The organism is Streptomyces millisiae (assembly GCF_031845425.1).
In the GTDB taxonomy this organism is placed as follows: Bacteria; Actinomycetota; Actinomycetes; order Streptomycetales; family Streptomycetaceae; genus Streptomyces; species Streptomyces millisiae.
Genome location: NZ_JAVREM010000026.1, coordinates 66591 through 89017 on the forward strand (window position 1 = coordinate 66591; position 22427 = coordinate 89017).

The 22427-nt window shown below is 73.3% G+C and carries 19 protein-coding genes; 12 read left to right on the forward strand and 7 right to left on the reverse strand.

Annotation, left to right across the window (positions count from 1 at the left end):
- The first annotated feature begins 116 nt into the window (after window positions 1-116).
- Window positions 117-758, forward strand: a complete 642-nt coding sequence (locus tag RNC47_RS19940; protein WP_311600588.1) for a GNAT family N-acetyltransferase — start codon at window positions 117-119, stop codon at window positions 756-758.
- Window positions 755-1564: a M15 family metallopeptidase gene (locus tag RNC47_RS19945; protein WP_311600589.1), complete on the forward strand. Its 810-nt coding sequence runs from the start codon at window positions 755-757 to the stop codon at window positions 1562-1564. Before RNC47_RS19940 ends, RNC47_RS19945 begins: the two co-directional genes overlap by 4 nt.
- Window positions 1565-1573: 9 nt before the next feature.
- On the opposite strand, the gene RNC47_RS19950 is transcribed toward RNC47_RS19945, so the two are convergent.
- Entirely contained in the window at window positions 1574-2353 is a 780-nt protein-coding gene (locus RNC47_RS19950; RefSeq protein ID WP_311600590.1) for a class I SAM-dependent methyltransferase, read from the reverse strand.
- Between the two features lie 9 nt (window positions 2354-2362).
- Window positions 2363-3799: an MFS transporter gene (locus RNC47_RS19955; RefSeq protein WP_311600592.1), complete on the reverse strand. Its 1437-nt coding sequence runs from the start codon at window positions 3797-3799 to the stop codon at window positions 2363-2365.
- Between the two features lie 199 nt (window positions 3800-3998).
- On the opposite strand from RNC47_RS19955, the gene RNC47_RS19960 reads away from it, so the two are divergent.
- From RNC47_RS19960 to RNC47_RS19980, 5 genes are all read left to right on the forward strand, one after another.
- Window positions 3999-4403 (forward strand): hypothetical protein, encoded by a 405-nt coding sequence (locus tag RNC47_RS19960; RefSeq protein ID WP_311600595.1) that lies wholly within the window; start codon window positions 3999-4001, stop codon window positions 4401-4403.
- A gap of 167 nt (window positions 4404-4570) precedes the next feature.
- Window positions 4571-5569 carry a LacI family DNA-binding transcriptional regulator gene (locus RNC47_RS19965; RefSeq protein ID WP_311600596.1) on the forward strand — a complete coding sequence of 333 codons (999 nt, stop codon included), beginning with the start codon at window positions 4571-4573 and terminating at the stop codon, window positions 5567-5569.
- Window positions 5570-5655: 86 nt separating this feature from the next.
- Window positions 5656-6606, forward strand: a complete 951-nt coding sequence (locus RNC47_RS19970; RefSeq protein ID WP_311600598.1) for a ribokinase — start codon at window positions 5656-5658, stop codon at window positions 6604-6606.
- Between the two features lie 2 nt (window positions 6607-6608).
- A complete protein-coding gene (locus tag RNC47_RS19975; protein ID WP_311600599.1) occupies window positions 6609-7079 on the forward strand; it encodes an RpiB/LacA/LacB family sugar-phosphate isomerase in 471 nt (156 codons plus the stop codon).
- 102 nt (window positions 7080-7181) lie between these two features.
- On the forward strand, window positions 7182-8564 hold the full coding sequence (locus RNC47_RS19980; protein ID WP_311600601.1) for an MFS transporter: 1383 nt from the start codon (window positions 7182-7184) through the stop codon (window positions 8562-8564).
- 482 nt (window positions 8565-9046) lie between these two features.
- Here RNC47_RS19980 and RNC47_RS19985 read toward each other — a convergent pair whose 3' ends face one another.
- The gene (locus tag RNC47_RS19985) at window positions 9047-10096 is read right to left on the reverse strand and encodes a LacI family DNA-binding transcriptional regulator (protein WP_311600603.1); all 1050 of its coding nucleotides are present in this window, start codon (window positions 10094-10096) and stop codon (window positions 9047-9049) included.
- A 241-nt stretch (window positions 10097-10337) separates the two neighbouring features.
- Here RNC47_RS19985 and RNC47_RS19990 point away from each other — a divergent pair, with 241 nt between their 5' ends.
- Window positions 10338-12434 carry a cellulose binding domain-containing protein gene (locus RNC47_RS19990; protein WP_311600605.1) on the forward strand — a complete coding sequence of 699 codons (2097 nt, stop codon included), beginning with the start codon at window positions 10338-10340 and terminating at the stop codon, window positions 12432-12434.
- Window positions 12435-12518: 84 nt separating this feature from the next.
- Here RNC47_RS19990 and RNC47_RS19995 read toward each other — a convergent pair whose 3' ends face one another.
- From RNC47_RS19995 to RNC47_RS20005, 3 genes are all read right to left on the reverse strand, one after another.
- Window positions 12519-12926: a peptidase inhibitor family I36 protein gene (locus RNC47_RS19995; protein ID WP_311600607.1), complete on the reverse strand. Its 408-nt coding sequence runs from the start codon at window positions 12924-12926 to the stop codon at window positions 12519-12521.
- An 82-nt stretch (window positions 12927-13008) separates the two neighbouring features.
- Window positions 13009-14439 carry a sugar porter family MFS transporter gene (locus tag RNC47_RS20000; protein ID WP_311600609.1) on the reverse strand — a complete coding sequence of 477 codons (1431 nt, stop codon included), beginning with the start codon at window positions 14437-14439 and terminating at the stop codon, window positions 13009-13011.
- 201 nt (window positions 14440-14640) lie between these two features.
- Window positions 14641-16521: a rhamnogalacturonan lyase family protein gene (locus RNC47_RS20005; protein ID WP_311600611.1), complete on the reverse strand. Its 1881-nt coding sequence runs from the start codon at window positions 16519-16521 to the stop codon at window positions 14641-14643.
- A 192-nt stretch (window positions 16522-16713) separates the two neighbouring features.
- Here RNC47_RS20005 and RNC47_RS20010 point away from each other — a divergent pair, with 192 nt between their 5' ends.
- The 4 genes from RNC47_RS20010 (at window position 16714) to RNC47_RS20025 (ending at window position 21389) form a co-directional block, all read left to right on the forward strand.
- A complete protein-coding gene (locus tag RNC47_RS20010; protein ID WP_311600613.1) occupies window positions 16714-17781 on the forward strand; it encodes a LacI family DNA-binding transcriptional regulator in 1068 nt (355 codons plus the stop codon).
- A 210-nt stretch (window positions 17782-17991) separates the two neighbouring features.
- Entirely contained in the window at window positions 17992-19458 is a 1467-nt protein-coding gene (locus RNC47_RS20015; RefSeq protein WP_311600615.1) for a glycoside hydrolase, read from the forward strand.
- Between the two features lie 157 nt (window positions 19459-19615).
- A complete protein-coding gene (locus RNC47_RS20020) occupies window positions 19616-20437 on the forward strand; it encodes an ArsR/SmtB family transcription factor (RefSeq protein ID WP_311600617.1) in 822 nt (273 codons plus the stop codon).
- A 40-nt stretch (window positions 20438-20477) separates the two neighbouring features.
- On the forward strand, window positions 20478-21389 hold the full coding sequence (locus RNC47_RS20025; RefSeq protein WP_311600619.1) for an aminoglycoside phosphotransferase family protein: 912 nt from the start codon (window positions 20478-20480) through the stop codon (window positions 21387-21389).
- A 96-nt stretch (window positions 21390-21485) separates the two neighbouring features.
- On the opposite strand, the gene RNC47_RS20030 is transcribed toward RNC47_RS20025, so the two are convergent.
- Window positions 21486-22160, reverse strand: a complete 675-nt coding sequence (locus tag RNC47_RS20030) for a lytic polysaccharide monooxygenase auxiliary activity family 9 protein (RefSeq protein ID WP_311600621.1) — start codon at window positions 22158-22160, stop codon at window positions 21486-21488.
- Window positions 22161-22427: the final 267 nt, after the last annotated feature.

The window sequence follows — 22427 nt, forward strand, 5'->3', positions numbered from 1 at the left end:
ACCCCCGCGTCTCCGCGCGGCCCGACCATGCCCCGGCCCAGGGCCAGACGCCCCTGGGGCCCCTGATCCCGGCGATGCGGCCCCCGGGCGAACGGCGGCCGTGCCTCCTGCGCCCCATGACCCGGGCCGACCTGCCGTTCGTGGTGGCGGAACACCTCGAACACTTCCCGCACGGCTTCTTCGCCCGGCTCGGCGCCGGCTTCCTGACCTCCTACACCCGGACCTATCTCACCGGCCGGCACGCCCGCGCCTATGTGGTCGAGGCCGCGGGCCATCCGGTGGGCTTCCTGGTCGGCGTCCTCGACCCGCCGGCCCACCGGCGCCACGTGCTGCGCGCGCACGGCCCGCGGCTCGCCGCGCGCGCCGTGGCAAGCCTGGCCGTCCGCCCCCGGCTGGCCTGGCACTTCCTGCGCACCCGCCTCGGCCGGTACCTGCGCCGGCTGGTCCCCCGCCGGGAGACGGCGGGGCCCGCGCCGAGCCCGGGCACCACGGCCGTGCTCTCCCACGTGGTGGTCGCCCGCCAGGCGCGGTCGCTGGGCGTCGGGGCGGCCCTGATCGGACGGTTCGTCGCCGACGCCGCCGAGGCCGGCTGCGCCCGCGCCAGCCTGGTCACCGCCGCCGGCACCGAGGGCGCCGGGCCCTACTACGAACGACACGGCTGGCTCGCCCGCGGCGAGACCCGCACCCCCGAGGGCCGACTGCTCGCCACCTACGACCTGCCCCTGAGCCCCCGCCGCCCGGAGGGACCGGACCGGTGACCGTCCGTCGACCGCTGACGGCCCTGCTGACCGCCCTGCTCCTGGCCACCACGGCCTGCTCGGGCTCCCAGGACTCCTCCGCCGGCCCCACCGCCGAGCCCACCGAACCGGAACCGACCACCCCGGAACCCACCCCGGAACCGACGACGCCGGAACCGACGACCCCCGAGCCCACGACGCCAGAACCCACCACCCCGGAACCGGGGGGCGCCGATCCGGTCGTCCGGGAGGTGCCGGTCGAACAGTGGGAGGAGATGGTCGCGGCCGGCATGTGGCGCGAGGGCTGCCCGGCCACGCGCGAGGACCTGCGCCGGGTCGAGATCAACCACGTCGACTTCGACGGCGGGATCGCCCGCGGGGTCCTCGTGGTCAACGCCGACGTCGCCGACAGCGTCGTCCGCGTCTTCACCCGGCTGTTCGAGGAGGGCTTCCCGATCCGCCGGATGCGGCCCGTCGAGGAGTACGACGGCGACAACAACGCCAGCATGGCCGACGACAACACCGCCGCCTACAACTGCCGCCGCCCCGACCAGATCAACGCCCCCGAGGACGAGTCCCCGCACGCCAACGGCCGCGCCATCGACATCAACCCGCTGGAGAACCCCTGGATGGACCTGCGCTGCGACTGCTGGTCCCCCAGCGCCGAGTTCGCCGAGCGCACCGAGGGCCGGGGCAAGGTCCTCGAAGGCGGCCTGGTCTGGCGGACGTTCACCGACGAGGGCTGGATCTGGCAGAACATCGACGTGCCCGACTACATGCACTTCGACACCGGCTACCCCTCGGAGCCCTTCGCCCCGAGGCGCTGAGGCCGTCCCTCAGGGGAGCACCGGGAACTCGCCGGCCGGTCGCTCGGCGATGATCAGGAAGCGGTGCGCGCGCACGTCCAGGCGGCCCTCCGCGCGCATCCGCCGGTGGAGGCGGCGCAGTGCCGCGTCGTAGCGCTCGGGGCTGAAGTCGGGAACCTGCCAGGCGACCAGGCGCAGGTGGTGGACCAGGGCGCCGACGTCGTGGAACGTGAGCACCGGGTGCTCCTCCGCCGTCCGGATCGGCTCCAGGCCCGCCGCGGAGAGCGCCTCGCTCGCCGTGCGCAGGTCCCAACTGCCCGGCGGGCGCGCCGGCGGGGCGCCGAGGGCGTGGTTCAGCTCGGCGCAGTCCTCGCTGCCCACCTGCTGGGTCAGCAGGACGCCCCCGGGGCGCAGCACCCGCCGGACCTCGTGCGCGGCCAGCCGTCCGTGGCGGTTCAGCACGACGTCGATCGACCCGTCCGGCAGCGGCAGCGTCTCCCGCTCGGTGGTCGGCACGACGGTGACCCCCAGCGGTTCCAGTCGGGCACGGGCGACGGCGACGTTCGGCGGCCAGCCCTCGGTCGCCCACGTGTGCCGGGGCAGGGGCCGGAGCGAGGCCAGCAGTTCACCGCCGCCGGTGTCGACGTCCAGCAGGCGATCACCGGTGGCGAGGAGCGCGCGGGCCTCCTCCGGATAGGACCAGGACGGATCCGAGCCCCGCACCCGGCCGGCCGACCAGCCGAAGTCCCACCCCTCGACCGGCGCCGCCAGCGCGGCGGCGACCAACTCCTCGTAGTCCGCGGCGACCATGCCTGGAGCCTAGGGACGGCCGCCGGCCCGGGCAACCGGTATGCGCCGCTCGGCGGCCGGCAGGCCGAAGGCGGAGACCACCGCCCCCAGCAGCACCATGACGACCGGGACGACGAGCGCGGTGCGGTAGGCGTCCAGCACCGCGCCCGGTGAACCGTCGGAGCCGGCCACGGCGATCCCGTACCCCGCGGTCACCGCGGAGATCCCGACCGCCGAGCCGAACTGGGTGAACGTGTACAGCAGCCCGCCGGCCAGGCCCTGCTCCTCCTCGGCCACGCTGTCGGTCGCCGCGATGGTGAGCGGACCGTAGGCGAGGGCGAAGGCGACGCCCGCGGTGATCAGGCTCGGGAACATCGCCGGGTACGTCCAGTCCGCCCCGACCGGCAGGAACAGCCCGTAGGACGCGATCGCCAGCAGGAAACCGCAGAAGATCACCCGGCCGTGGCCGTAGCGGCGCACCAGGCGCGGGGTGAGGAGGGGCGCCAGCACGGCGTCGCAGCCCATGGCGACCAGCGCGATCGCGGTCTCCAGGGAGGACCAGCCGCGCAGTTCCTGGAGGTAGAGCGTGACGATGAACTGGAAGCCGAAGAACGCGCCGAGGAACAGCAGCGCGCCGACGTCGGCCCGCACCATCGCGGACCTGCGGAAGATCCCCAGCCGGACGAGCGGCGCCGCCGCGCGCCGTTCGACGGCGATGAACGCCGCCACCAGCACCAGCCCGGCGGCGAACGCGCCGAGGGTCAGCCCGAGCCCCTCGCCGCCGTGCTCGAGCCGGACGACCCCGTACGCCAGCAGGAGCATCGCGGCCGCGACGCAGGCCGCGCCGGCCAGGTCGTAGCCGCGCCGCGCCGGCTCGGGGCGGGCCTCGGCCGGCACCAGGCCGAGCGCCGCGAGCAGGATGGCGCCGGCCAGGAACACCGGGGCGAAGAACACCCAGCGCCAGCCGAGTTCGGTCAGCAGCCCGCCGATGACGAGGCCCAGCGAGAAGCCGCCGGCGCCGACCCCGGCGAAGATCAGCAGCGCCCGGTCGCGCCGCGGCCCCTCCGGGTAGGAGGTGGTGATGATCGACATGGCGGCGGGGGTCATGAAGGCCGCCGCCACGCCGGTGACGAACCGGGCCACGACCAGCGTCCAGCCGTCGGTCGCGAAGCCGCCCAGCGCGGAGAAGACCAGGAAGACGCCCAGCCAGGTCAGGAACATCCGCCGCCTGCCCAGCAGATCGGCGGCCCGGCCGCCGAGCAGGGTGAAACCGGCGTAGCCGAGCACGTAGCCGCTCATCACCCACGCCGCGGTGCCGGTGGTCAGGCCGAGGTCGGCACGGATGGTGGGGATCGCGACGGCCAACATGGCGACATCGCTGCCCTCCAGGAAGATCGTTCCGCACAGGACGAGCAGCAGGGCCCGGGCCCGCCCCCGCTCGCGTCCCGGCGTCTCCGCGACCGTCATGGCCGCGACCGTACCGAGCCGCGAGCAGCCTGGGCCACGCGATTTCGGGGGCGACGGCGTGAGGTTCCGCGCCGGCGGGGCGTTCGGTGGCCAGGCGGCGGTGTCCCGGGGCCTCGATGGGGTGAACGGCGCGCCCGGGCGCCCGGGGCCACGGCGCCGCCGCGGCCATCCTGGGGGCCGGCACGCACAAGGAGTTCCCATGGCCATCGCCGCACTGATCACCTGGCTGATCACCGCCCTCGGCGGCATCTACATGTTCGGCACCTGGCTGGCGCGAGGAGGCACCAGAAGCGGCCGCAGCCGGCTGCCGGCCCCGGTGATCCTCGGGCACGTCGCGCTGGCCGTGACCGGACTCGTCCTCTGGATCATCTACCTGATCGCCGACACGAGGGCGCTCGCCTGGGTCGCCTTCGTGGTGCTCCTGCCCGTCGCGCTGCTCGGCTTCACGATGCTGGCCCGCTGGCTGCCCGTCCACCGGGAGCACGCCGCGGCCCACGACGAGCTCGCCGAACGGCACTTCCCGGTCCCGGTGGTCCGGGTCCACGGCCTGTTCGCCGTGGCCACCGTCGTGCTGGTGTTCCTCACCGCCATCGGCCTCGGCTGAGGCCGCGCCCTCCTCGGCCCGCTCCGCGCACCGTGCGGAAACGGTCCACGCACATCCCTTGACGGACGCCCCGCCCCTGATCCATAGTCCCTGGAAACGATTCCATGGAATCGTTTCCACAAGACGTGGCGACGAGCTGAAGGGAAGGGTTGGGCGTGGACGGCACGGTGACTATCAGGGACGTGGCGGCGCTCGCCGGCGTGTCCGTGGGCACCGCGTCCCGCGTGCTCTCCGGCAACTCCGCCACCTCGCCCGCCGCGCGCGAGCGGGTGCGGGTGGCGGCCGAGAAGCTCGGCTACCGTCCGGACGCCCGGGCGCGGGCCCTGCGGTCGACCCGGAGCCACGCCGTGGGCCTGCTGGTGTCGGACGTACGCAACCCGTTCTTCGCCGACATCGCGCACGGCGCGGAACAGGCCGCGCTCGCCTCCTCGTACGTGACCCTGCTGGCCAACGCGAACGAGGACACCGCCCAACAGGACACCTACCTGGAGGCCTTCCTCACGCAGCGCGTCGACGGGATCATCGTCGCGCCGCAGGGCGAGGGCGGCGGCAACCTCCGCGCGGTCGAACGGGCCCGCACCCCGCTGGTGTTCGTGGACCGGACCGTCGACGGCTTCGACGTGCCCAGCGTGACGGCCGACAACGCCCAGGGGATCGAGCTCGCCGTGGCCCATCTGGCGGCCCTGGGGCACACCCGCGTCGGGTACATCGGCGGGCCGTCCTCCGTGTCCACCGGGCGCGCCAGGCACGAGGCGTATCTCGCCGCCGTGGCCCGGCACGGCCTGGACGACGACGCCGAGCTCGTCACGGTCGGCGACTTCCGCAGCGCCAGCGGGGCCGCGGCGACCGCGAAGCTGCTCGCCGGCCGCCGACCGCCGACCGCGCTGCTGGCCGCGGACAGCCTGATGGCGGTCGGCGCGCTGGGCGAGGTGCGCAGGCAGGGCCGGCGCATCGGCGCGGACGTCGCGCTGGTCGCCCTGGACGACATCGAGTTGTTCCGCGAGCTCGACCCACCCCTGACGGTGGTGGCCCACGACGCCCGGGCCCTCGGCGAGCGGGCGATGCGACTGCTGCTCGACGTGATCGACGGCAGACCCGCCGCCTCCCAGGTGCTGCCGATGCGCCTCGTCGTCCGCGAGTCCTCCACCGGCCGGTCCGGTCGCTGACCCGAGGCGCGCGCTCCCCCGGCCGCACCCGAACCTCCCCGAACCTCCCCGAACCGCCAACTCCCCGAAAAGCAGGACACTCCCCCATGCCCTCAGTGCACGTCGTAGGAAGCCTCAACGCCGACCAGCTGCTGGAGCTGACGACGTTCCCGGAACGCGGCGAGACCGTGCTCAGCGCCGGGATGCGCGTCACCGCCGGCGGCAAGGGCGGCAACCAGGCGGTGGCGGCCGCCCGCGCCGGGGCCCGCACCGGCATGGTCAGTGCCACCGGCGCCGACGCGCACGGCGACCTGGTGCGGCGGGCGCTGGCCGAGGCGGGCGTGGCGACCGCCGCGGTGCGCACCGACCCCGAGGCACCCACCGGGCTCGCCGTGGTGCTGCTCGAACCCGGGGGCGGCAACCGCATCATCGTGGAGCCGGGGGCCAACGCCACCCTCACCGGGCGGGACGTCGAGGCCGGCCTGGCCGCCGTCGCCCCCGGCGACGTCGTGCTGCTGCAACTGGAGATCCCGCCCGCCGTGGTGTCGGCCGCCGGCCGGCTGGCCCGGGCCCGGGGGGCCACCGTGGTGCTCAACGCCGCCCCCGCCCCCACCGACGCGCGCCACCTCGACCCCGACGACCTCGACGTGCTGGTCGTCAACGCCCACGAGGCGCGCGCCGTGGCCGACCTCTTCGGCGTCGCCGAGCGGGCGCCGGAGGAGCAGGTCGCCGCCCTGGCGCGGGCGTTGAACCTGCTGGTGGTGTGCACGGTGGGCGCGCGCGGCGCGTACGCGGCGGCGCCCGGCGGCCGGGAACCCGTCCTGCACGTCCCCGCCGTCCCCGTGACGGCCGTCGACACCACCGCCGCCGGCGACACCTTCACCGGATACCTGGCGGCCGCGCTGGCCGACGGCGCCGACGACCTGCCGGCGGCACTGCGCCGGGCCGCCGCGGCCGCCGCGCTCACCGTCACCCGGCACGGCGCCATGACATCGATCCCCAGCCTGAGCGAGGTCCCAGGGACCCGCCCCACCTCCCAACTCACCGGCAAGGAGTGACCATGCGCATAGCACTTGGCAACGACCACGCGGGCCTGCTGCTCAAAGAGCACGTCCGCGAGACCCTGGTCCGCCTCGGACACGAGGTGCTCGACCGGGGCGTGAACAGCGACGAGCCCGTCGACTTCCCCGACATCACCTTCGCCACCTGTGACGAGGTGCGCGGGGGCGGGGCCGACCGCGCGGTGCTCGTGTGCGGCACCGGCGCCGGCGCCCTGATGGCCGCCAACAAGATCGCCGGCATCCGGTGCGGCCTCGGCCACGACGTGTACTCCGCGCACCAGGCCGTGGAACACGACGACGCCAACGCCATCGCCATCGGGGCCTGGCTGGTCGGACCCGCGACGGCGACCGAGGTGCTGGAGGCGTTCCTGGCCGCGCGGTTCGACAACGACGAGGACACCGTGCGCCGCGTGGCCAAGCTCCACGACCTCGAACTCCGCTCGGCCCGCGAACTCGCCGACCGGATCTGACGCCCGTTCCCCGCCGGGCCCACCCGACTCCCCCGAACCCACCCCCGTCCCCACGGTCCCCACCCCCTCCCCCGCGCACAGAGTGATCAAAGGAGACCCAGCATGAGCGCGCCCGACTCCCCTTCCGCTCCCCCCGCCCCATCCGCTCCGGGCGGCCGTCTCAAGACGGCGCTCGCCTCCGCCGCCGGCACCTGCGTCGAGAACTACGACTTCGTCGCCTACGGCACCGCGTCCGCCCTGTACTTCGGCGACGCCTTCTTCCCCGAGTCCGACCCACTCGTCGGCACCCTGCTCGCCTTCGCCACGCTCGGCGTCGGCTTCCTGATGCGCCCCGTCGGCGGGGCGCTCGGCGGGTACCTCGGCGACCGGCACGGCCGCAAGCCGGTGCTGGTGGGTGCCCTGCTGGTGATGGGCGTGGCCACCGTCCTCATCGGTCTGCTGCCGACCTACGCGCAGATCGGGGCCGCGGCCCCGGTGCTGCTGGTGATCATCCGCTGCGTGCAGGGCCTGGCCTTCGGCGCCGAGTGGGGCGGCGCCGTGATGATGACGTTCGAGCACGCGCCGCGCCGGCGCCGCGGCCTGTACGCGGCGATACCCCAGGCCGGGAACCCGCTCGGCATCGCCCTGGCCAACATCGCCTTCCTGCTCTCCGCCTCGATCGACGGCGACCTCGCCTGGCGGCTGCCGTTCCTGGCCAGCTCGCTGCTGATCGTCGTCGGCCTGGTGGTGCGGATGAAGCTCAGCGAGTCCCCGGAGTTCGAGGCGGCCAAGGCCGAGGGCGACACGGTGCACAACCCGCTGCTGACCGTGTTGCGGGACGACTGGCGCAACATCCTGCGGATCATCGCCCTGCGGGTCGTGGAGTCCTGCGCCTACTACCTGACGGCCACCTACCTGTTGTCGTACATCACCGACCGCAACGAGGACGACCGCGGCGTCGCGCTGGCCGGCGTCGTCATCGCCAGCCTGCTGGCCGTGGGCACCACCGTGCTGTCCGGCGCGCTGACGGACCGGGTCGGGCGGCGCACGGTCTACCTGGCCGGCTGCCTGCTCGCCGTGGCGTTCGGCATCCCGATGTACGTCATGGCCAACACGGGCGCGGCGATCCCGATCGTGCTGACCTTCCTGATCGCCATCGGCGTCATCCACGCCGCGCTGACGGGCACCCAGGCGGCCTGGTTCGCGGAGTTGTTCCGCACCGGGACGCGGACGTCGGGCGCGTCGCTCGGCTACCAGACCGCCGCCTCGGTCGCGGGCTTCGCGCCCTTCGTGGCCGTGCTGCTGGCCGACTCCTTCGACTGGTGGGGCCCGGCGGGCCTCTACGTGGCCGTGTCGGCCGTGGGCCTGGTCGGGGTGCTGACCACCCGCGAGACCTGGGGGCCGGCCGAACGCGCCGCGACGCCGGCGGAGCCGGCGACCCCCGGGGCCGCGGCCTCGCCGCAGCGCGGCGAGGCGGTGCCGTCCTCCTCGGGCGACCGCCGGTAGCCGTCCGCGTAGCTGCCGCCCGGATAGCGCACCATCCCGACCCCGGCGTCCCGGAACAGGCCCGGGATGGGCGGGTGGTTCATGTTCTCGTCGTAGACGGCGACGTTCATGCCGACGCCGGTGTCCGGGATCGTCGCCAGCCGGGCGCCGGCGTCGACCGAGACCGAGACGGTGAACGCGGCGGACGAGGGCGGCGCGGCCGCCGTGACCGAGCCCGCGGCGGCCGGTGCCAGGGCCACGGCCAGGCCGACCAGGCGGGACGAGGACGAACGAACTGGCCTCCGCATGAGCACCTCCAGGGACGACCACGGGGTCGCTTCGGGGTGGGTGGCGCCGCGGCGGCGCGCCGGCGGCGCAGGGCAACTGTCAGCGGATCGGAGCGAAAACTTTCGCCGGCAGTTACCGATACTTTCTCAGGGAAGGTAGCGACGGCCCGGGCAGGGGGCAATGGTCGCGCCCGTCGCTCCGCGCGGCCGGCGGGGTCAGCTCTTGGGCGGGGCCGTGCTCTGCCGGACCGTCAGGGTGGTGGCGATCTCCAGGCCGACCTGGGGGGCCCGCTCGCCACGGCCGAGGGCGAGCGCCAACTCGGTCGCCGCCGCGGCCATCTCGGTGAGCGGCTGGTGAACGGTGGTCAGCGGCGGGTCCACCCAGGCGACCACCGGCAGGTCGTCGAAGCCCACCACGCTCAGGTCGTCGGGGATCCGCAGGCCCGCCTCGCGCGCGGCCTGGTAGACGCCGAGCGCCTGCAGGTCGTTCGCCGCGAAGACCGCCGTCGGCCGGTCGGCCCCGGCCAGCAGGCGACGCGCCGCGGCGGCGCCGCCCTCGGGGGTGAGCGGGGCGTGCACGACGAGGTCCGGATCGACCTGGAGGCCGGCGCCCCGCATCGCGGAGCGGTAGCCGTCGAGCCGGGCGGTGCAGCACAGCACGTCCTCCGGGCCGCCGACCATGGCGACGCGGCGGTGCCCGAGCCCGGTGAGGTGCCGGGTCGCGGCCCGGCCGCCCGACCAGTTGGTGGCGCCGACGAACGGGACGTCGTCCGGCAGCTCGGTGGTCGGGTCGAAGACGACGAACGGGATGCCCTTGGCGCGGAGTTGCTCGCGCTCGGCCGGGGAGAGCTGGGCCACGGACAGCACGCAGTTCGGCCGCCGGGAGACCGTGTCGTCCCAGGTCGCGGGCGCGGAGTCGTGCAGGCCGAACTCGGACACCAGCACGCCGACGCGGTGTTCACGGGCGACCTGCTCCACGCCCCGGATGATCTCCACCGCCCACATGCTGCGCAGCTCGCGGAAGACGAGCTCCACCACGTTGCTGCGGCCGGCGCCCGCCGGCTTGCGGTATCCGTACCGGTTGACCATCTCCTCGACCCGGGCCCGGGTGTCGGCCGACACCCCCGACTTGCCGTTGATCACCTTCGACACGGTCGGCACCGAGACCCCCGCCGACTCGGCGATGTACGCGATGGTGACCGGCCTGGACGCGCCGGGGCCCTCGGGCTCCCGGCCGGCCGGCTCCCCGGATCCGTTGTCAGCCATGGTCGCCCTCCCGATGACCTGCCACAGCCCGCGCTGGTGAGGACCACATTGTGACACCCCGGAAGACGGGCCCCCGGTACGGCCGTTCGACGCCCGTCCGCCGCGATCACCGAAACTCTCCACAACTCCTTCCGGAAACCGGTAACGCGAGCGTTGACGCGGCCATGCCGCGCTTGGGACATTCTTGGGAGCGTTTGGGAGCGCTCCCAAGACCCGTCCGCCTCTCGGAGAGGAAGCCGGCATGTCGCTCACCCCCCGTCCGCCCGGCAGGTCGAGGAGCATCCGTGGCCTGACCGCCGCCGTGGCCGCCGTCGCCGCCGTGGCGGCGGTCGCCGTCCAGTCGCCGGCCGCCGCGGACCCGACCACCGACCCGACCGTGGACCCGGCCGTGGCGGTCTCGGTCAACGCCACCCTGGGGCTCGGGACCATCGACGAGGCGGCCTTCGGCGTCAACACCGCGATCTGGGACGCGCACATGAACGACCCCGAGGTCGTGACGCTGATGGGCGACGCCGGGATCGGGGCGATGCGCTACCCGGGCGGCTCCTACGGCGACATCTACCACTGGGAGGACCACACCGCGCCCGGCGGCTACGTCGCGCCCAACACCGAGTTCGACAGGTTCATGGGCACGGTGCGGGCCACCGGCGGCCAGCCGGTCATCATCGCGAACTACGGCACCGGCTCCCCCGAGGAGGCCGCGGAGTGGGTGCGCTACGCGAACATCACCCGCGGCTACGGCGCCAGGTACTGGGAGATCGGCAACGAGGTCTACGGCAACGGCCACTACGGCGCCCCGTGGGAGGAGGACGACCACCCGGACAAGAGCCCGAACGAGTACGCGCGCAACGTCCTCGCCTACGCCGAGGCGATGAAGGCGGTCGACCCGACCATCGAGATCGGCGCCGTGCTGACCACCCCGGGCGACTGGCCGGACGGCATCGTCGGCCCCGGCGACTCGGCCGACTGGAACCACACCGTGCTGGAGGCGGTCGCGGACACCATCGACTTCGTCATCGTGCACTCCTACCCGGGCGGCGCCACCGCCGACGAGGCCCTGGACCGGGTCGGCCGGCTCCCCGGCCAACTGCGCGAGGTGCGCCGGCAGATCGACCGCTACGCCGGCGAGCGCTCGGCCGAGATCGGCATCGCGCTGACCGAGGTCAACTCCAACGTCCAGCAGAACAGCCGGCCCAACGGCCTGTTCGCCGCCGACGCCTACATGACGGCCCTGGAGAACGGGGTCTTCAACGTCGACTGGTGGAACACCCACAACGGTCCCACCGAGGCCAACTGGGTCGACGGCGAACTCGACTTCAACGACGCCGGCCTCCTCTCCAGCGGCGGCTGCGTCGGGGACGTCTGCCAACCGCCGCTCCACACGCCGTTCCACCCCTACTACGGCATCAAGTCCCTCACCACGCTCGGCGGCCCGGGCGACACCATGGTGGCCGCGACCTCCAGCAGCGACCAGGTCTCGGTCCACGCCGTGCACCAGGCCGACGGCGACCTCAGCGTCATGCTGATCAACAAGGACCCCGAGCGGTCCTATCCGGTGGACCTCTCCTACGCCGGCTACGCCCCGAACTCCCAGGCGCCCGTCGTCCACCGCTACGCGCGCGGCGACACCGACGTCACACGGATCCCCGCCCCCGAGGACGGCTCGCACGTCCTGCCGCCCTACTCGATCACCACCGTGACCGTCTCCCCCACCCCGGGCGGCGCGTCCGTCGGCGCCCCCGGCACGCCGCGGGTCACCGCCGTGGACAGCACCACCGCCACGGTGAGCTGGCCCGCCAGCGCCCAGGGCAGCCCGGTGCGCTACGAGGTGTACGAGCGGCTCGGCGCCAACGCCCAACTGCTCGCGACCTCCACCTCCACCTCGGCGACCCTCCGCAACCTGCCGCCGGGCTCGGAACACACCGTCAACGTCCTCGCCAGGGACGCCGACGGCCGGCTCTCCCGCCCCTCCGAGCCGCTCACCCTCACCACCACCTCGCCGAGGGACAGCAGCTGCCTGGTGACCTACCGGGTGGACGGCAACTGGAGCAGCGGCTTCGTCGCCTCGGTCACCGTCTCCAACCTCGGCGACACCGCGATCAACGGATGGAGCCTGGACTTCTCCTGGCCCTCCGCGGGGCAGTCCGTCCAGAGCGCCTGGAACGCGCGGGTCAGCAGCGACGGGCGGCGGGTGCACGTCACCGACGACGGCGGGAACGCGGTCCTGGCCCCCGGCGGCGGCTCATCGGCCACCTTCGGCTTCGTCGGGGCCAACGAGGGGGCCAACCCGACGCCCACGGCCTTCACCCTCAACGGCACGGTCTGCCGCACCTCCTGAGGCGACAACCAGCCCTGGGACGTGACGTCTGACGTCCTGTCGGTGGCCCGCCGCCCGGGCGGCGGGCCACGTCGGCGCCGCGGGTCAGCCGTCCTCGCCGGGCGGGGTGCCGCAGCTCAGGCCGCCCGGGCCGCCGATCCCCACCGAGCTGAAGAAGTCCCGGTAGGTGGGGAAGAAGTTACCCTTCCCGGTCGGGCCGGCGGAGGTGACGGCCGTGCAGCCGGTGTAGTTCGCGTCCGACCAGAGGTAGATGGTCGAACCGGTCCGGTTCCAGTCGGACTTGGCCCGGTCATCCATGCCGAGCGCCGCGAGGTCGGGGGTGCTCGCCGTCAGCGCGATCATGTCGCCGGTGCCGTCGAGGCCCGAGAACATGCAGTAGTGGCCGTCAGGACATCGGTCGTACCCCTCGGCCGCCTGCGCCGCGGAGGCCGGCAGCACGACGGCGGCGAGCGCCGCCGCCACCATGAGCAGGGCACGCATCGTCTTCCTCATCCGCATCACTCCTTGACCCGAGTACCTGCGCCCGAACGTTAGCGGGAGTCGGGCGGGCCGGGGAGACCCCGCGCGGCGGTCCTCAGGGCGCCTCTTCGAGCCGCCTTCCCCTGGTCTCGTCGACCACCTTCGCGACGAAGAGCGCGGACAGCAGCGCGAAGCCGGCGTAGAGCGCGTAGGTGGCCGAGAGGTTCCAGTCGGCGAGGCGCGGAAAGCTCTCCGTGACGGCCCAGTTGGCGATCCAGTTGGAGGCTGTCGCGACGGACATGGCGGCCGCGCGGATGCGGAAGGGGAACATCTCGCCGACCATGACCCACAGGATCACGCCCCACGAGACGGCGAAGAAGAAGACGAAGGTGTGGGCGGCCACCAGGGCCACGGCGCCCTGCGTGTCGGGGATCGAGATGTCGTCCCCGGTACCGCGCTTGTAGGAGAAGGCCCACGAGGCCAGCGCCAGGGACACGGCCATGCCGAACGAGCCGACCAGGGCCAGCGGCCTGCGGCCCACCCGGTCGATGAAGAGCATCGCCACGACCGTGCCGACGATGTTGACGATGGAGGTGGAGAGGCTGATCAGCAGCGAGTTGGCCTGGTCGATGCCGACGGACTGCCACAGGATCGACGAGTAGTAGAAGATCACGTTGATGCCGACGAGTTGCTGGAACACGGCCAGCCCGATGCCCGCCCAGACGATCGGCAGCAGGCCCAGGGAGCCGCCGAACAGGTCGCGCAGGCGCGGCCGGTGGGCGTGGCGCAGCCCGTGCTCGATCTCGGCGAGCCGGCCGTCGGCGTCGACCTCGGGGCCGTGGGCCCGGATCACCGCCCGGCGCGCGTCCGCGGTCCGCCCCTTGGCCACCAGGTAGTGCGGGGACTCGGGGATGCGCGCGGTGAGGACCAGGTAGAGCAGCGCGGGGACGAGCGCGGCCGCCAGCATCCACTGCCAGGCGTCGAGCGGGCCGAGCGGGCTCTCGCTGCGACCTCCGGCGCCCTTGGCGATCACCCAGTTGACGAGCTGTGAGGCGGTGATGCCGAGGACGATCGCGAACTGCTGGAACGAGGCGAGCCGGCCCCGGTAGGCCGCGGGGGCGATCTCCGCGATGTAGGTGGGGCCGATGACCGAGGCCAGGCCGATCGCGACACCGCCCAGGGCGCGCCAGGCTCCCAGGTCCCAGACGGACAGCGCCAGCGCGGAGCCGACGGCGCTGACGGCGAAGAAGGCCGCGGCCGTGTGCATCACCCGCAGCCGCCCCACCCGGTCGGCCAGTCGCCCGGCGACGGCGGCCCCCGCCGCCGAGCCGAGCAGGGCGACGGCGACGACCGTCCCGGTCTGCGCGGAGGTGACGTCGAAGTGGTGCTGGATGCCGACGACCGCGCCGTTGATGACGGCGCTGTCGTATCCGAAGAGGAAACCACCGAGCGCCGCGACGCCCGCGATGAGGACGCCGCGTCGCAGTTCCCCGGGCGCGGGGACGGCGGCTCCGTCCGTCGGGTGCCGACCTGCGGTCGTGCTCATGCGCGGCTCCTCGCCTCGGTTGGGTGTCCCGGTCGCGGGTGGTGGCGCGGCCGGGCCGCCGACGTCGCGGGGCACACCACCGACTGTCCGGTTCATTGAGTTTCGCGGAGGAAATCCCCCTTTCTTCCACCCTAGATCGCCTGGCGCCGTGGCGCCCGACGCGGTGTCCTCCGCGTCGGGCACCACGGCGCCGACGGTGGGCTACCCCGCGTACCTGATGTTCGGCCTCGGTGGCTGGGCCATGCCGCTGCCGAGGTAGTAGTCGGGGTGGTGGGACTGCATGTAGCCCTTGAAGGTCATGGCGTTGCGGTAGGCGGGGTTGTGCGCCAGCGTGTACAGCCTGGTGTTCGACGGCTGGTTGGTCGTGAAGATGATCAGCTCGTCGTAGGCCGCGTTGGTGTACACCGCCTCCTCCCGCCAGTCCCCGAGGAGGTCGCCGACGAGGGTGGGGCCGCCCTGGGCGGCGGTGACCGCGCCGAAGTTCCAGGTGGAGACCAGCCGGGGCAGGCTGCCGGTCGGCGTCGGGTTGGCCGGGTCCCACTGCTCGATCTTGCCGTCGTTGAGCAGCTCCATCGAGAGGTCGCCGTCCCACCACAGGCCGAGCTGTGGCCAGGGCCGCAGCGAGGTGTTCGGCTCGGTGAGCCGGTTGGTGGGGGCGTTGTAGAGGCCGGAGAAGGACCAGACCTCCATGCCGGGGAAGCGCGGGTCGACGTCGCCCGCCATGCCGCGGCCCACGTCGGCCGGGCTCCCGAAGTGCTCCCAGATCATGGAGCCGTTCGAGGCGTCGTAGTAGTACTCGAGCAGGCCGCTCGGGTTGCTCTGCTGGACGCCGTAGCCCTCCAGGCCGGGCCGGCTCGGGTCCATGTCGGCGATGTGGAAGCGGTCGCCGTGGACGACGCCCTCGCCCGCCATCGAGTACCTCAACGTGCCGTCGCCGTCGAGCACGAACCCGATCTCGGCGATCTCGTCCGCCCCGTCGCCGTCGACGTCGAGGGCGCGGGTGTTGTGCCCGTCGGGGGCGTTCTGGTTGCCGCGCAGCCACTTCCACTGCAGGCTCAGGTTCTGGCCGCTCCACCGCCAGGCGGTCATCATCAGGTTGAAGGCCCCGTCGTCCCGACGGTTCTTCATATAGGCGACGAGGCTGGGCGTGGCGCCGTCGAGGTACGCCACCCCGAGGCGCGCCGCCATCGGGCCGTCGGCGAGGTAGTCGGTCGGCACCGCCGCCCAGTTGAGCAGCGCCCCGGTCCGCCCGTCGAGGATGGCCATGAACTGGCGGTTGTCGTCGGCGTGGGTCCAGGTCGTGCCGTCGCCGAAGGTGACGCCGTCGGCGATCCGCAACGCGACCTCGGCACGGCCGTCGCTGTTGAAGTCGTAGACGGTGACGCCGTCGTTGTGGCCGACGTCGATGGTGGAGGAACCCGGCTCGATGTTGTCCTGGTTCGTGCTGTTCGGCCCCAGGTCGACCTCCCAGAGGAACCGCCCGTCGGAGGTGTAGGCCTCCAGCGTCTGGGGTGAGGTCTGGCGGTCCACCACGTAGTCGTACTCGCCGTCGCCGTCGAGGTCGCCGGCCCAGACGAACTTCACCGGACCGCCGTCGCGCAACGGCACCCGGACCACCGGCTCCTGGGCGTGGTTGGCCGTCAGGGTGAAGGCGTCGCTCGGGGCCTGCTCCACCCCGTCGACGACCGGGCGCACGTGGTAGCTGTTGGACCGCGTCAGGTCGGCGGTGGTGTCGACGTAGTTGGTGCCGCCGGTCAGGACGGCGGAGTTGATCCTGGTGTAGGCGCCCCCGGCGGTCGACCGGTACACGTTGAAACCGATGCCCTGCGGGTCGAGGCCGAGCAGCCGCCAGGAGACCAGGACCTGGCTGGCACCGCTGCGCACGGCGACGACCCCGCGGCCGAGGTTCTCCATCGGCCGGGGGGCCAGCGCCGCCTCCGCCGCGTTCGGGAGCGTCGCCGGCGGCGGGCCGGACGACGCGGGGCTCGGGGTGCCGGTGAGCAGCGTCGCGCAGAGCGCGAGGAACACCGTGGTGATGGCGGCCGCCCCGCGACGGGGCCCCCACCGTTGTTTGCCGTTCACGCAGACCTCCTCGGCTGCCGGAACGAATGAGTTAAACCGTTTACACAACCCGAGAGAAAAGCAAAGGGTCACGTACACGTCAAGATTCCGCGCACCGCCGGATCCCCCGACCTCAGCGGCTTGACGCGCCGTACGGCCTGCTCCACGATCAAGGTTCAACCGGTTACCCGCGGAGGGACGCAGGGAGGACGGATGCCTCGCCGAGCCACGCCCGAGGACGGTCGCCCCCGCCCCCCGACGATCCGGGACGTGGCCGCCCGCGCCGGCGTCTCGGTCGCCACCGTCTCGCGCATCCTGTCCGGCTCGTATCCCAACGCGCCCGCCACCCGCGGCAGGGTGATGCGCGCCGTGCGCGATCTCGACTACGTGGCCAACCCGCACGCCCGGGGGCTCGCGGGGGCGCGGCCCAGGAGCGTGGCCATCGTGGTCAACTCCGTCACCTCGCCGCACTACGCCCATGTCGCGCAGGGGGTGCAGGAGCAGGCCGCGCGCGCGGGCCGGCTGTGCATCGTCGGCACCACCGGCGGGGACCCCGAGCGGGAGCTGGACATGGTCCACCTGATGCGCGAGGAGCACGTCGAGGCCCTGGTCCTGGTGGGCAACGTGGTCGCGGACGACGCCTACCGGGCACGCATGACGGACTACGCCCGCGCGCTGGCCCTGGTGGGCTCGCGTCTTGTGCTCTGCGGCCGGCCGCCGATGGGCCCCGGGATCCCGGCCATCGTGGTCGAGTACGACAACACCGCCGGCGCCCACGCCGCCACCAGCCACCTGCTCTCGGCCGGCCACCGCCGGGTCCTCTTCCTGGGACGCCGGCCGGGGCACACCACCCAGGACAGCCGGCTCGCCGGCTACCGCGCGGCGCTCGCGGCGCACCGCCTGCCGCACGATCCGGCGCTCGAGGTCGACGGCACCATGGAGCGGCACGAGGGCCACCGCATGATGCGGGAGCGACTCGACCGGGGGCCCAGGGACTTCACCGCGGTCTTCGCCGTCAACGACCTGATCGCCGCCGGCGCGCGCGAGGCCCTGCGGGCCCGGGGGCTGCGCGTCCCGGAGGACGTCTCCATGGTCGGCTTCGACGACCTGCCGCCGGCCGCCGACATCGACCTCACCACCGTGCACGTCCCGCACCGCGAACTGGGGCACACCGCGGTACGACTGGCTCTGGACGACGAGACGGCCGACGCCACCCGGCACGTGGTGCTGGGCACCCATGTCGTCGTCCGCGACTCCGTGCGCCCCGTGCCGCCCGGCTGACCACGAACCGCCTGGTGCGGGCTCGGTTCCTGGTGGGGGCGAGGGACCGATGATTACGTGAACATGGCAAGCCGGATGCCCTCAGTATGCGGCGCGTGACCGTCGGGTCAATGGCCCGCGCGCGACGAACCGCCGCCCGGGGTCTGGACATTCGCGGCCGCCGCCCGCACCGTGTTACGGGGCGAGGGACCCTGCGCGAAGGGGACCTCCGTGAGACGCAGAACGCTGCTGGCCGCCGCCGGCGCCACCGTGCTCGGCGGCCAACTCGCCACCGGCACCGCCCGGGCGGACGCCACCGTGGTGATCGACCCCGCCGCCGACCAGGGCGCCTGGGAGGGCTGGGGAACGTCCCTGGCCTGGTGGGCGAACGTCTTCGGCGAGCGTGACGACTTCGCCGACGCCTTCTTCACCCTGGGCTCGGTGCCCTACGCGGGCCGCACCCTGCCGGGCCTCGGCCTGAACATCGCCCGCTACAACCTGGGCGGGTGCGGCTGGAACACCGTCGACGGCGAGGCCATGGTCGCCTCGCCCAACATCCCGCGCTTCAAGCAGATCGAGGGGTACTGGCGGGACTGGCACAGCGAGGACCCGGTCTCCGCGTCCTGGAACTGGAACGCCGACCGCGTGCAGCGCGCCGCCCTGACCCGGGCGGTCCAACGGGGGGCGCGGGCCGAGCTCTTCTCCAACTCGCCCATGTGGTGGATGTGCCTGAACCACAACCCCTCGGGCGCGGCGGACGGCGGCAACAACCTCCAGCCCTGGAACCAGCGCCAGTTCGCCACCTACCTGGCCACCACGGCGCGCCGCGCCAGGGACGCCTGGGGCGTGTCCTTCGTCTCCGTCGAGCCCTTCAACGAGCCGTCCTCGAACTGGTGGCGCGCGGACGGCACCCAGGAGGGCTGCTTCATCGACGCCGGCGTCCAGGCCACCGTGTTGGGCCACCTGCGCGCCGAACTCGACCGGCTCGGCCTCGGCTCCACCACCATCGCCGCCTCGGACGAGACCAGCTACGACCTGGCGCGCACCACGTGGAACTCCTTCTCCTCGACCACCCGCGCCCTCGTCGGCCGGGTCAACGTGCACGGCTACCAGGGCGCCGGGGGCCGCCGGGACCTGCTGCAGCGGGACGTGGCCGCCGCCGGCAAGGCGCTGTGGAACTCCGAGACCGGCGACGGCGACGCCTCGGGCCTCTCCCTGGCCACCAACCTGCTCCTCGACTTCCGCTGGCTGCGCCCCTCCGCCTGGGTCTACTGGCAGGTGATGGACCCCACCCCGGCCTGGGCGCTCATCGCGTACGACCCGGCCACGCTGGCGGCCGGCGCCGTGGGGACCAAGTACTACGTGCTGGCGCAGTTCACCCGGCACATCCGGCCCGGGATGCGGATCATCAACACCGGCACGGACCTCAGCGTCGCCGCCTACGACCCGGCCGCCCGCCGGCTGGTGATCGTGGCCGCCAACCCCGGCGCCGCCCAGACCCTGACCTTCGACCTCTCCTCCTTCGGACAGGTCACCGGCGGCACCGGCGGGGTCGTGCCCCGCTGGTCCACCCGCACCGGCGGCGGGGGCGACCTGTACGTCCGCCGCGACGACCTGCGACTCGCCGGCCGCACCGTGGCCGTCCCCTTCACCACCGGGCAGGTGCAGACGCTCCAGATCGACGGGGTGACGGCGTGACGGAGTGACGGAGTGACGCGACAGCGGCCTCGGCGGCGCCGGGCACCCCACCCGGTGCCGCCGAGGCCGATCGGGCGGTGCGCGGATTGACATGCAGCCTTTTGGCTGCCTATCGTTTTCAGGCAGCCGACCGGCTGCCTGTCCGCGGAGGGCGGAGATGGACGAGGTCTTCAAGGCGCTGGCCGACGCCGGCCGCCGGCGGCTGCTGGACAGCCTGAACACCCGCAACGGGCAGAGCCTGCGCGAGCTGTGCGCCGAGCTGGACATGGCCCGGCAGTCGGTCAGCAAGCACCTGGCCATCCTGGAGTCGGCCAACCTGATCACCACCGTCCGCCGGGGCCGGGAGAAGCTCCACTACCTCAACGCCGAGCCGATCAACGCCATCGCCGAACGCTGGATCAGCCGCTACGACCGCGAGCGGGTGCGCGCGCTCGCCGACCTCAAGCACGCACTGGAGAACACCGCCATGGACAGCACCGCGTTCGTCTACACCACCTACATCAGGACCACGCCGGAGAAGCTCTGGCAGGCCCTGACCGACCCGGCCTTCACCCGCCGCTACTGGGGCCCGGAGTTCGTCAGCGACTGGCGGACCGGATCGACCATGACCTGGCAGGAGCACGGCGCACGGACCGTCGACCCCGAACAGGTCGTCCTGGAGTCCGACCCCTACCGGCGGCTCTCCTACACCTGGCACACCTTCACGCCCGCGTGGGCCAGGGCCGCGGGCGTGGACGACGAGACCCTCGCCAGGATCGCCGCCGAGCCGCGCTCCAAGGTCACCTTCGACATCGAACCCCTCGGCGAGACGGTCAGGCTGACCGTCGTCCACGACGGCTTCGAGCCCGGCAGCACCGTCCGCGAGATGATCCAGCACGGCTGGCCCGCCCTGCTCTCCAGTCTCAAGACCCTGCTGGAGACGGGCGACGCCCTCCCGGAACCCGAGCCCACCGACGGGAACGACCCGCACCCCGCGTAAATCGATTGCCCGCGGCCTGCCGCGCGGACACGATCGCCGCATGGCTTCCCCTCCCCCCGCCGACGGCCGCGCGGGCATCGACGCGGCCCTGGTACGGCGCCTGGTCGCCGCGCAGTTCCCGCGGTGGAGCGACCTGGCGGTGACGCCGGTGGCGGTCGACGGCTGGGACAACCGCACCTACCGGCTCGGCACGGACCTGACCGCGCGCCTGCCCACGGCCGCCGGCTACGCCCCCGCCGTCGCCAAGGAGAACCGCTGGCTGCCCGAGCTCGCGCCGCTGCTGCCCCTGCCCGTGCCCCCGATCGTGGCCCGGGGGGCGCCCGGCGAGGGCTACCCGTTCGACTGGTCGATCCGCCGGTGGCTGGACGGCGCGGTCGCCCGCCCCGAACGCGTCGACGACATGCGGGAGTTCGCCACCTCGCTGGCCGAGTTCCTGCTCGCGCTGCAACGGATCGACGCCACCGGGGGACCAGCGGCGGGAGCCCACAGCTTCTACCGCGGCGCGCCGCTCACCCACTACGACGACGAGACCCGCCGCGCCCTGGCGCGGCTGGCGGGCCGCGTCGACACCGAGCGGGCCGCCGCCGTGTGGACCGCGGCGCTGAAGGCGGACTGGCACGGGTGGCCCGTGTGGTTCCACGGCGACATCGCGGCCAACAACCTCCTGGTCAGGGACGGCCGGCTCGCCGCCGTCATCGACTTCGGCACCTCGGGCGTCGGCGACCCCGCCTGCGACCTGGTGATCTCCTGGACGATGCTGTCCGGCGCCGGCCGGGAGGCCTTCCGCCGCACCATGGACCAGGACGAGCCGATGTGGGCCCGGGCCCGCGGCTGGGCCCTGTGGAAGGCCCTCATCAGCCTGGCCCAGCACATCGACACCGACCCGGAGCAGGCCGCCGAACACCGCCGCGTCCTCGACGAGGTCCTGGCCGACCACGACCGGCTCGGCTGACCCGCCGGGCGTTCCGGACGGCGCCGCCCACCGGACCCCGTCGGGGCCCGGTGGGCGGCGGACGTCCCACCGGCCGGGGTTCCCCGGCCGGTCGGCTCAGGTGAAGTTGACGTCGCTGCAGATGAAGTACGTCTGGTCCAGGTGCGACGCCTGCCAGACGGTGTAGACGATGTGGTGGCCGGTGCGGCCCGGGGCGCTGACGTCGAAGGTGATGTCCTGTGCCGGCGGGTAGCTGCCGGTCTCCGCGACGAGTTCGAGGTCGTCCCAGCCCAGGGCCTGGGTGGTGGGGTCGAAGCCCTGCCTGGTGACGTACACCTCGAAGAAGTCGGCGCCGTGCCTGGCCGTGTCGTACAGGTGGACGCTGAAGTCGTTGTCGACGTCCGTCGTGGTCCAGGCGCCCGGCCGGTCGAGCGAGGTGGCCAGGCCGCCCTGGGCGTCACCGGCGCTGCACAGCTTCCCGTCGGGGATCGCGCTCCAGTCGCCCGCCAGGTTCTCCCGGAACAGGCTCATCCAGTTCCACATGGTGTTCGGGTTGGCCTGGAACGCCTGCCAACACATGGGGTCTTCCTGCGCCATGTCCGGGTTGAGGTGGTCGCTGCCCCAGCGCTCCCAGCAGCCGTAGGAGCGGGAGGCGGGGTCCACGATCGAGCCGTGGGCGCTGGCCGAGTCGCTCCACGGGCTCATGAACAGGGCGAGCAGGCCGACGACGCCGGCCAAGGTCGAGGCCATCAGCCGCGTCGTCCAGCGGCGTGTGGGGGTGTCTGCGTTCATCGTGCGGTCTCCGTCTTCCGGAAGGATGTGGGGGATTCAGCTGTTTTCCGGGGCATGGGAGCGCTCCCAAAATCACGGTGACTCCCTACCCGACGACACACCGCCGAAACAGTTCCCCGGAAGGCGCGGGCCCGGCCCGGGGCCTAGATGAGTAAGTCCTAACGGCTGGTGGGGTGCATGAACGAGGTGAGGGTGTTCAAGATCCGGTTGTGTCGACCGACCTGAACACCCTCATCACGGCACTGTACGTGAAGATCGATGACGATC

What these genes read in the sequence shown, in the direction of transcription:
- RNC47_RS19940 (WP_311600588.1), top strand. Translation starts at nt 117, where the DNA reads ATGACCCGGGCCGACCTGCCGTTCGTGGTGGCGGAACACCTCGAACAC.
- RNC47_RS19950 (WP_311600590.1), bottom strand. Translation starts at nt 2,353, where the DNA reads ATGGTCGCCGCGGACTACGAGGAGTTGGTCGCCGCCGCGCTGGCGGCG.
- RNC47_RS19955 (WP_311600592.1), bottom strand. Translation starts at nt 3,799, where the DNA reads ATGACGGTCGCGGAGACGCCGGGACGCGAGCGGGGGCGGGCCCGGGCC.
- RNC47_RS19960 (WP_311600595.1), top strand. Translation starts at nt 3,999, where the DNA reads ATGGCCATCGCCGCACTGATCACCTGGCTGATCACCGCCCTCGGCGGC.
- RNC47_RS19970 (WP_311600598.1), top strand. Translation starts at nt 5,656, where the DNA reads ATGCCCTCAGTGCACGTCGTAGGAAGCCTCAACGCCGACCAGCTGCTG.
- RNC47_RS19975 (WP_311600599.1), top strand. Translation starts at nt 6,609, where the DNA reads ATGCGCATAGCACTTGGCAACGACCACGCGGGCCTGCTGCTCAAAGAG.
- RNC47_RS19980 (WP_311600601.1), top strand. Translation starts at nt 7,182, where the DNA reads ATGAGCGCGCCCGACTCCCCTTCCGCTCCCCCCGCCCCATCCGCTCCG.
- RNC47_RS19985 (WP_311600603.1), bottom strand. Translation starts at nt 10,096, where the DNA reads ATGGCTGACAACGGATCCGGGGAGCCGGCCGGCCGGGAGCCCGAGGGC.
- RNC47_RS19990 (WP_311600605.1), top strand. Translation starts at nt 10,338, where the DNA reads ATGTCGCTCACCCCCCGTCCGCCCGGCAGGTCGAGGAGCATCCGTGGC.
- RNC47_RS19995 (WP_311600607.1), bottom strand. Translation starts at nt 12,926, where the DNA reads ATGAGGAAGACGATGCGTGCCCTGCTCATGGTGGCGGCGGCGCTCGCC.
- RNC47_RS20000 (WP_311600609.1), bottom strand. Translation starts at nt 14,439, where the DNA reads ATGAGCACGACCGCAGGTCGGCACCCGACGGACGGAGCCGCCGTCCCC.
- RNC47_RS20010 (WP_311600613.1), top strand. Translation starts at nt 16,714, where the DNA reads ATGCCTCGCCGAGCCACGCCCGAGGACGGTCGCCCCCGCCCCCCGACG.
- RNC47_RS20020 (WP_311600617.1), top strand. Translation starts at nt 19,616, where the DNA reads ATGGACGAGGTCTTCAAGGCGCTGGCCGACGCCGGCCGCCGGCGGCTG.
- RNC47_RS20025 (WP_311600619.1), top strand. Translation starts at nt 20,478, where the DNA reads ATGGCTTCCCCTCCCCCCGCCGACGGCCGCGCGGGCATCGACGCGGCC.
- RNC47_RS20030 (WP_311600621.1), bottom strand. Translation starts at nt 22,160, where the DNA reads ATGAACGCAGACACCCCCACACGCCGCTGGACGACGCGGCTGATGGCC.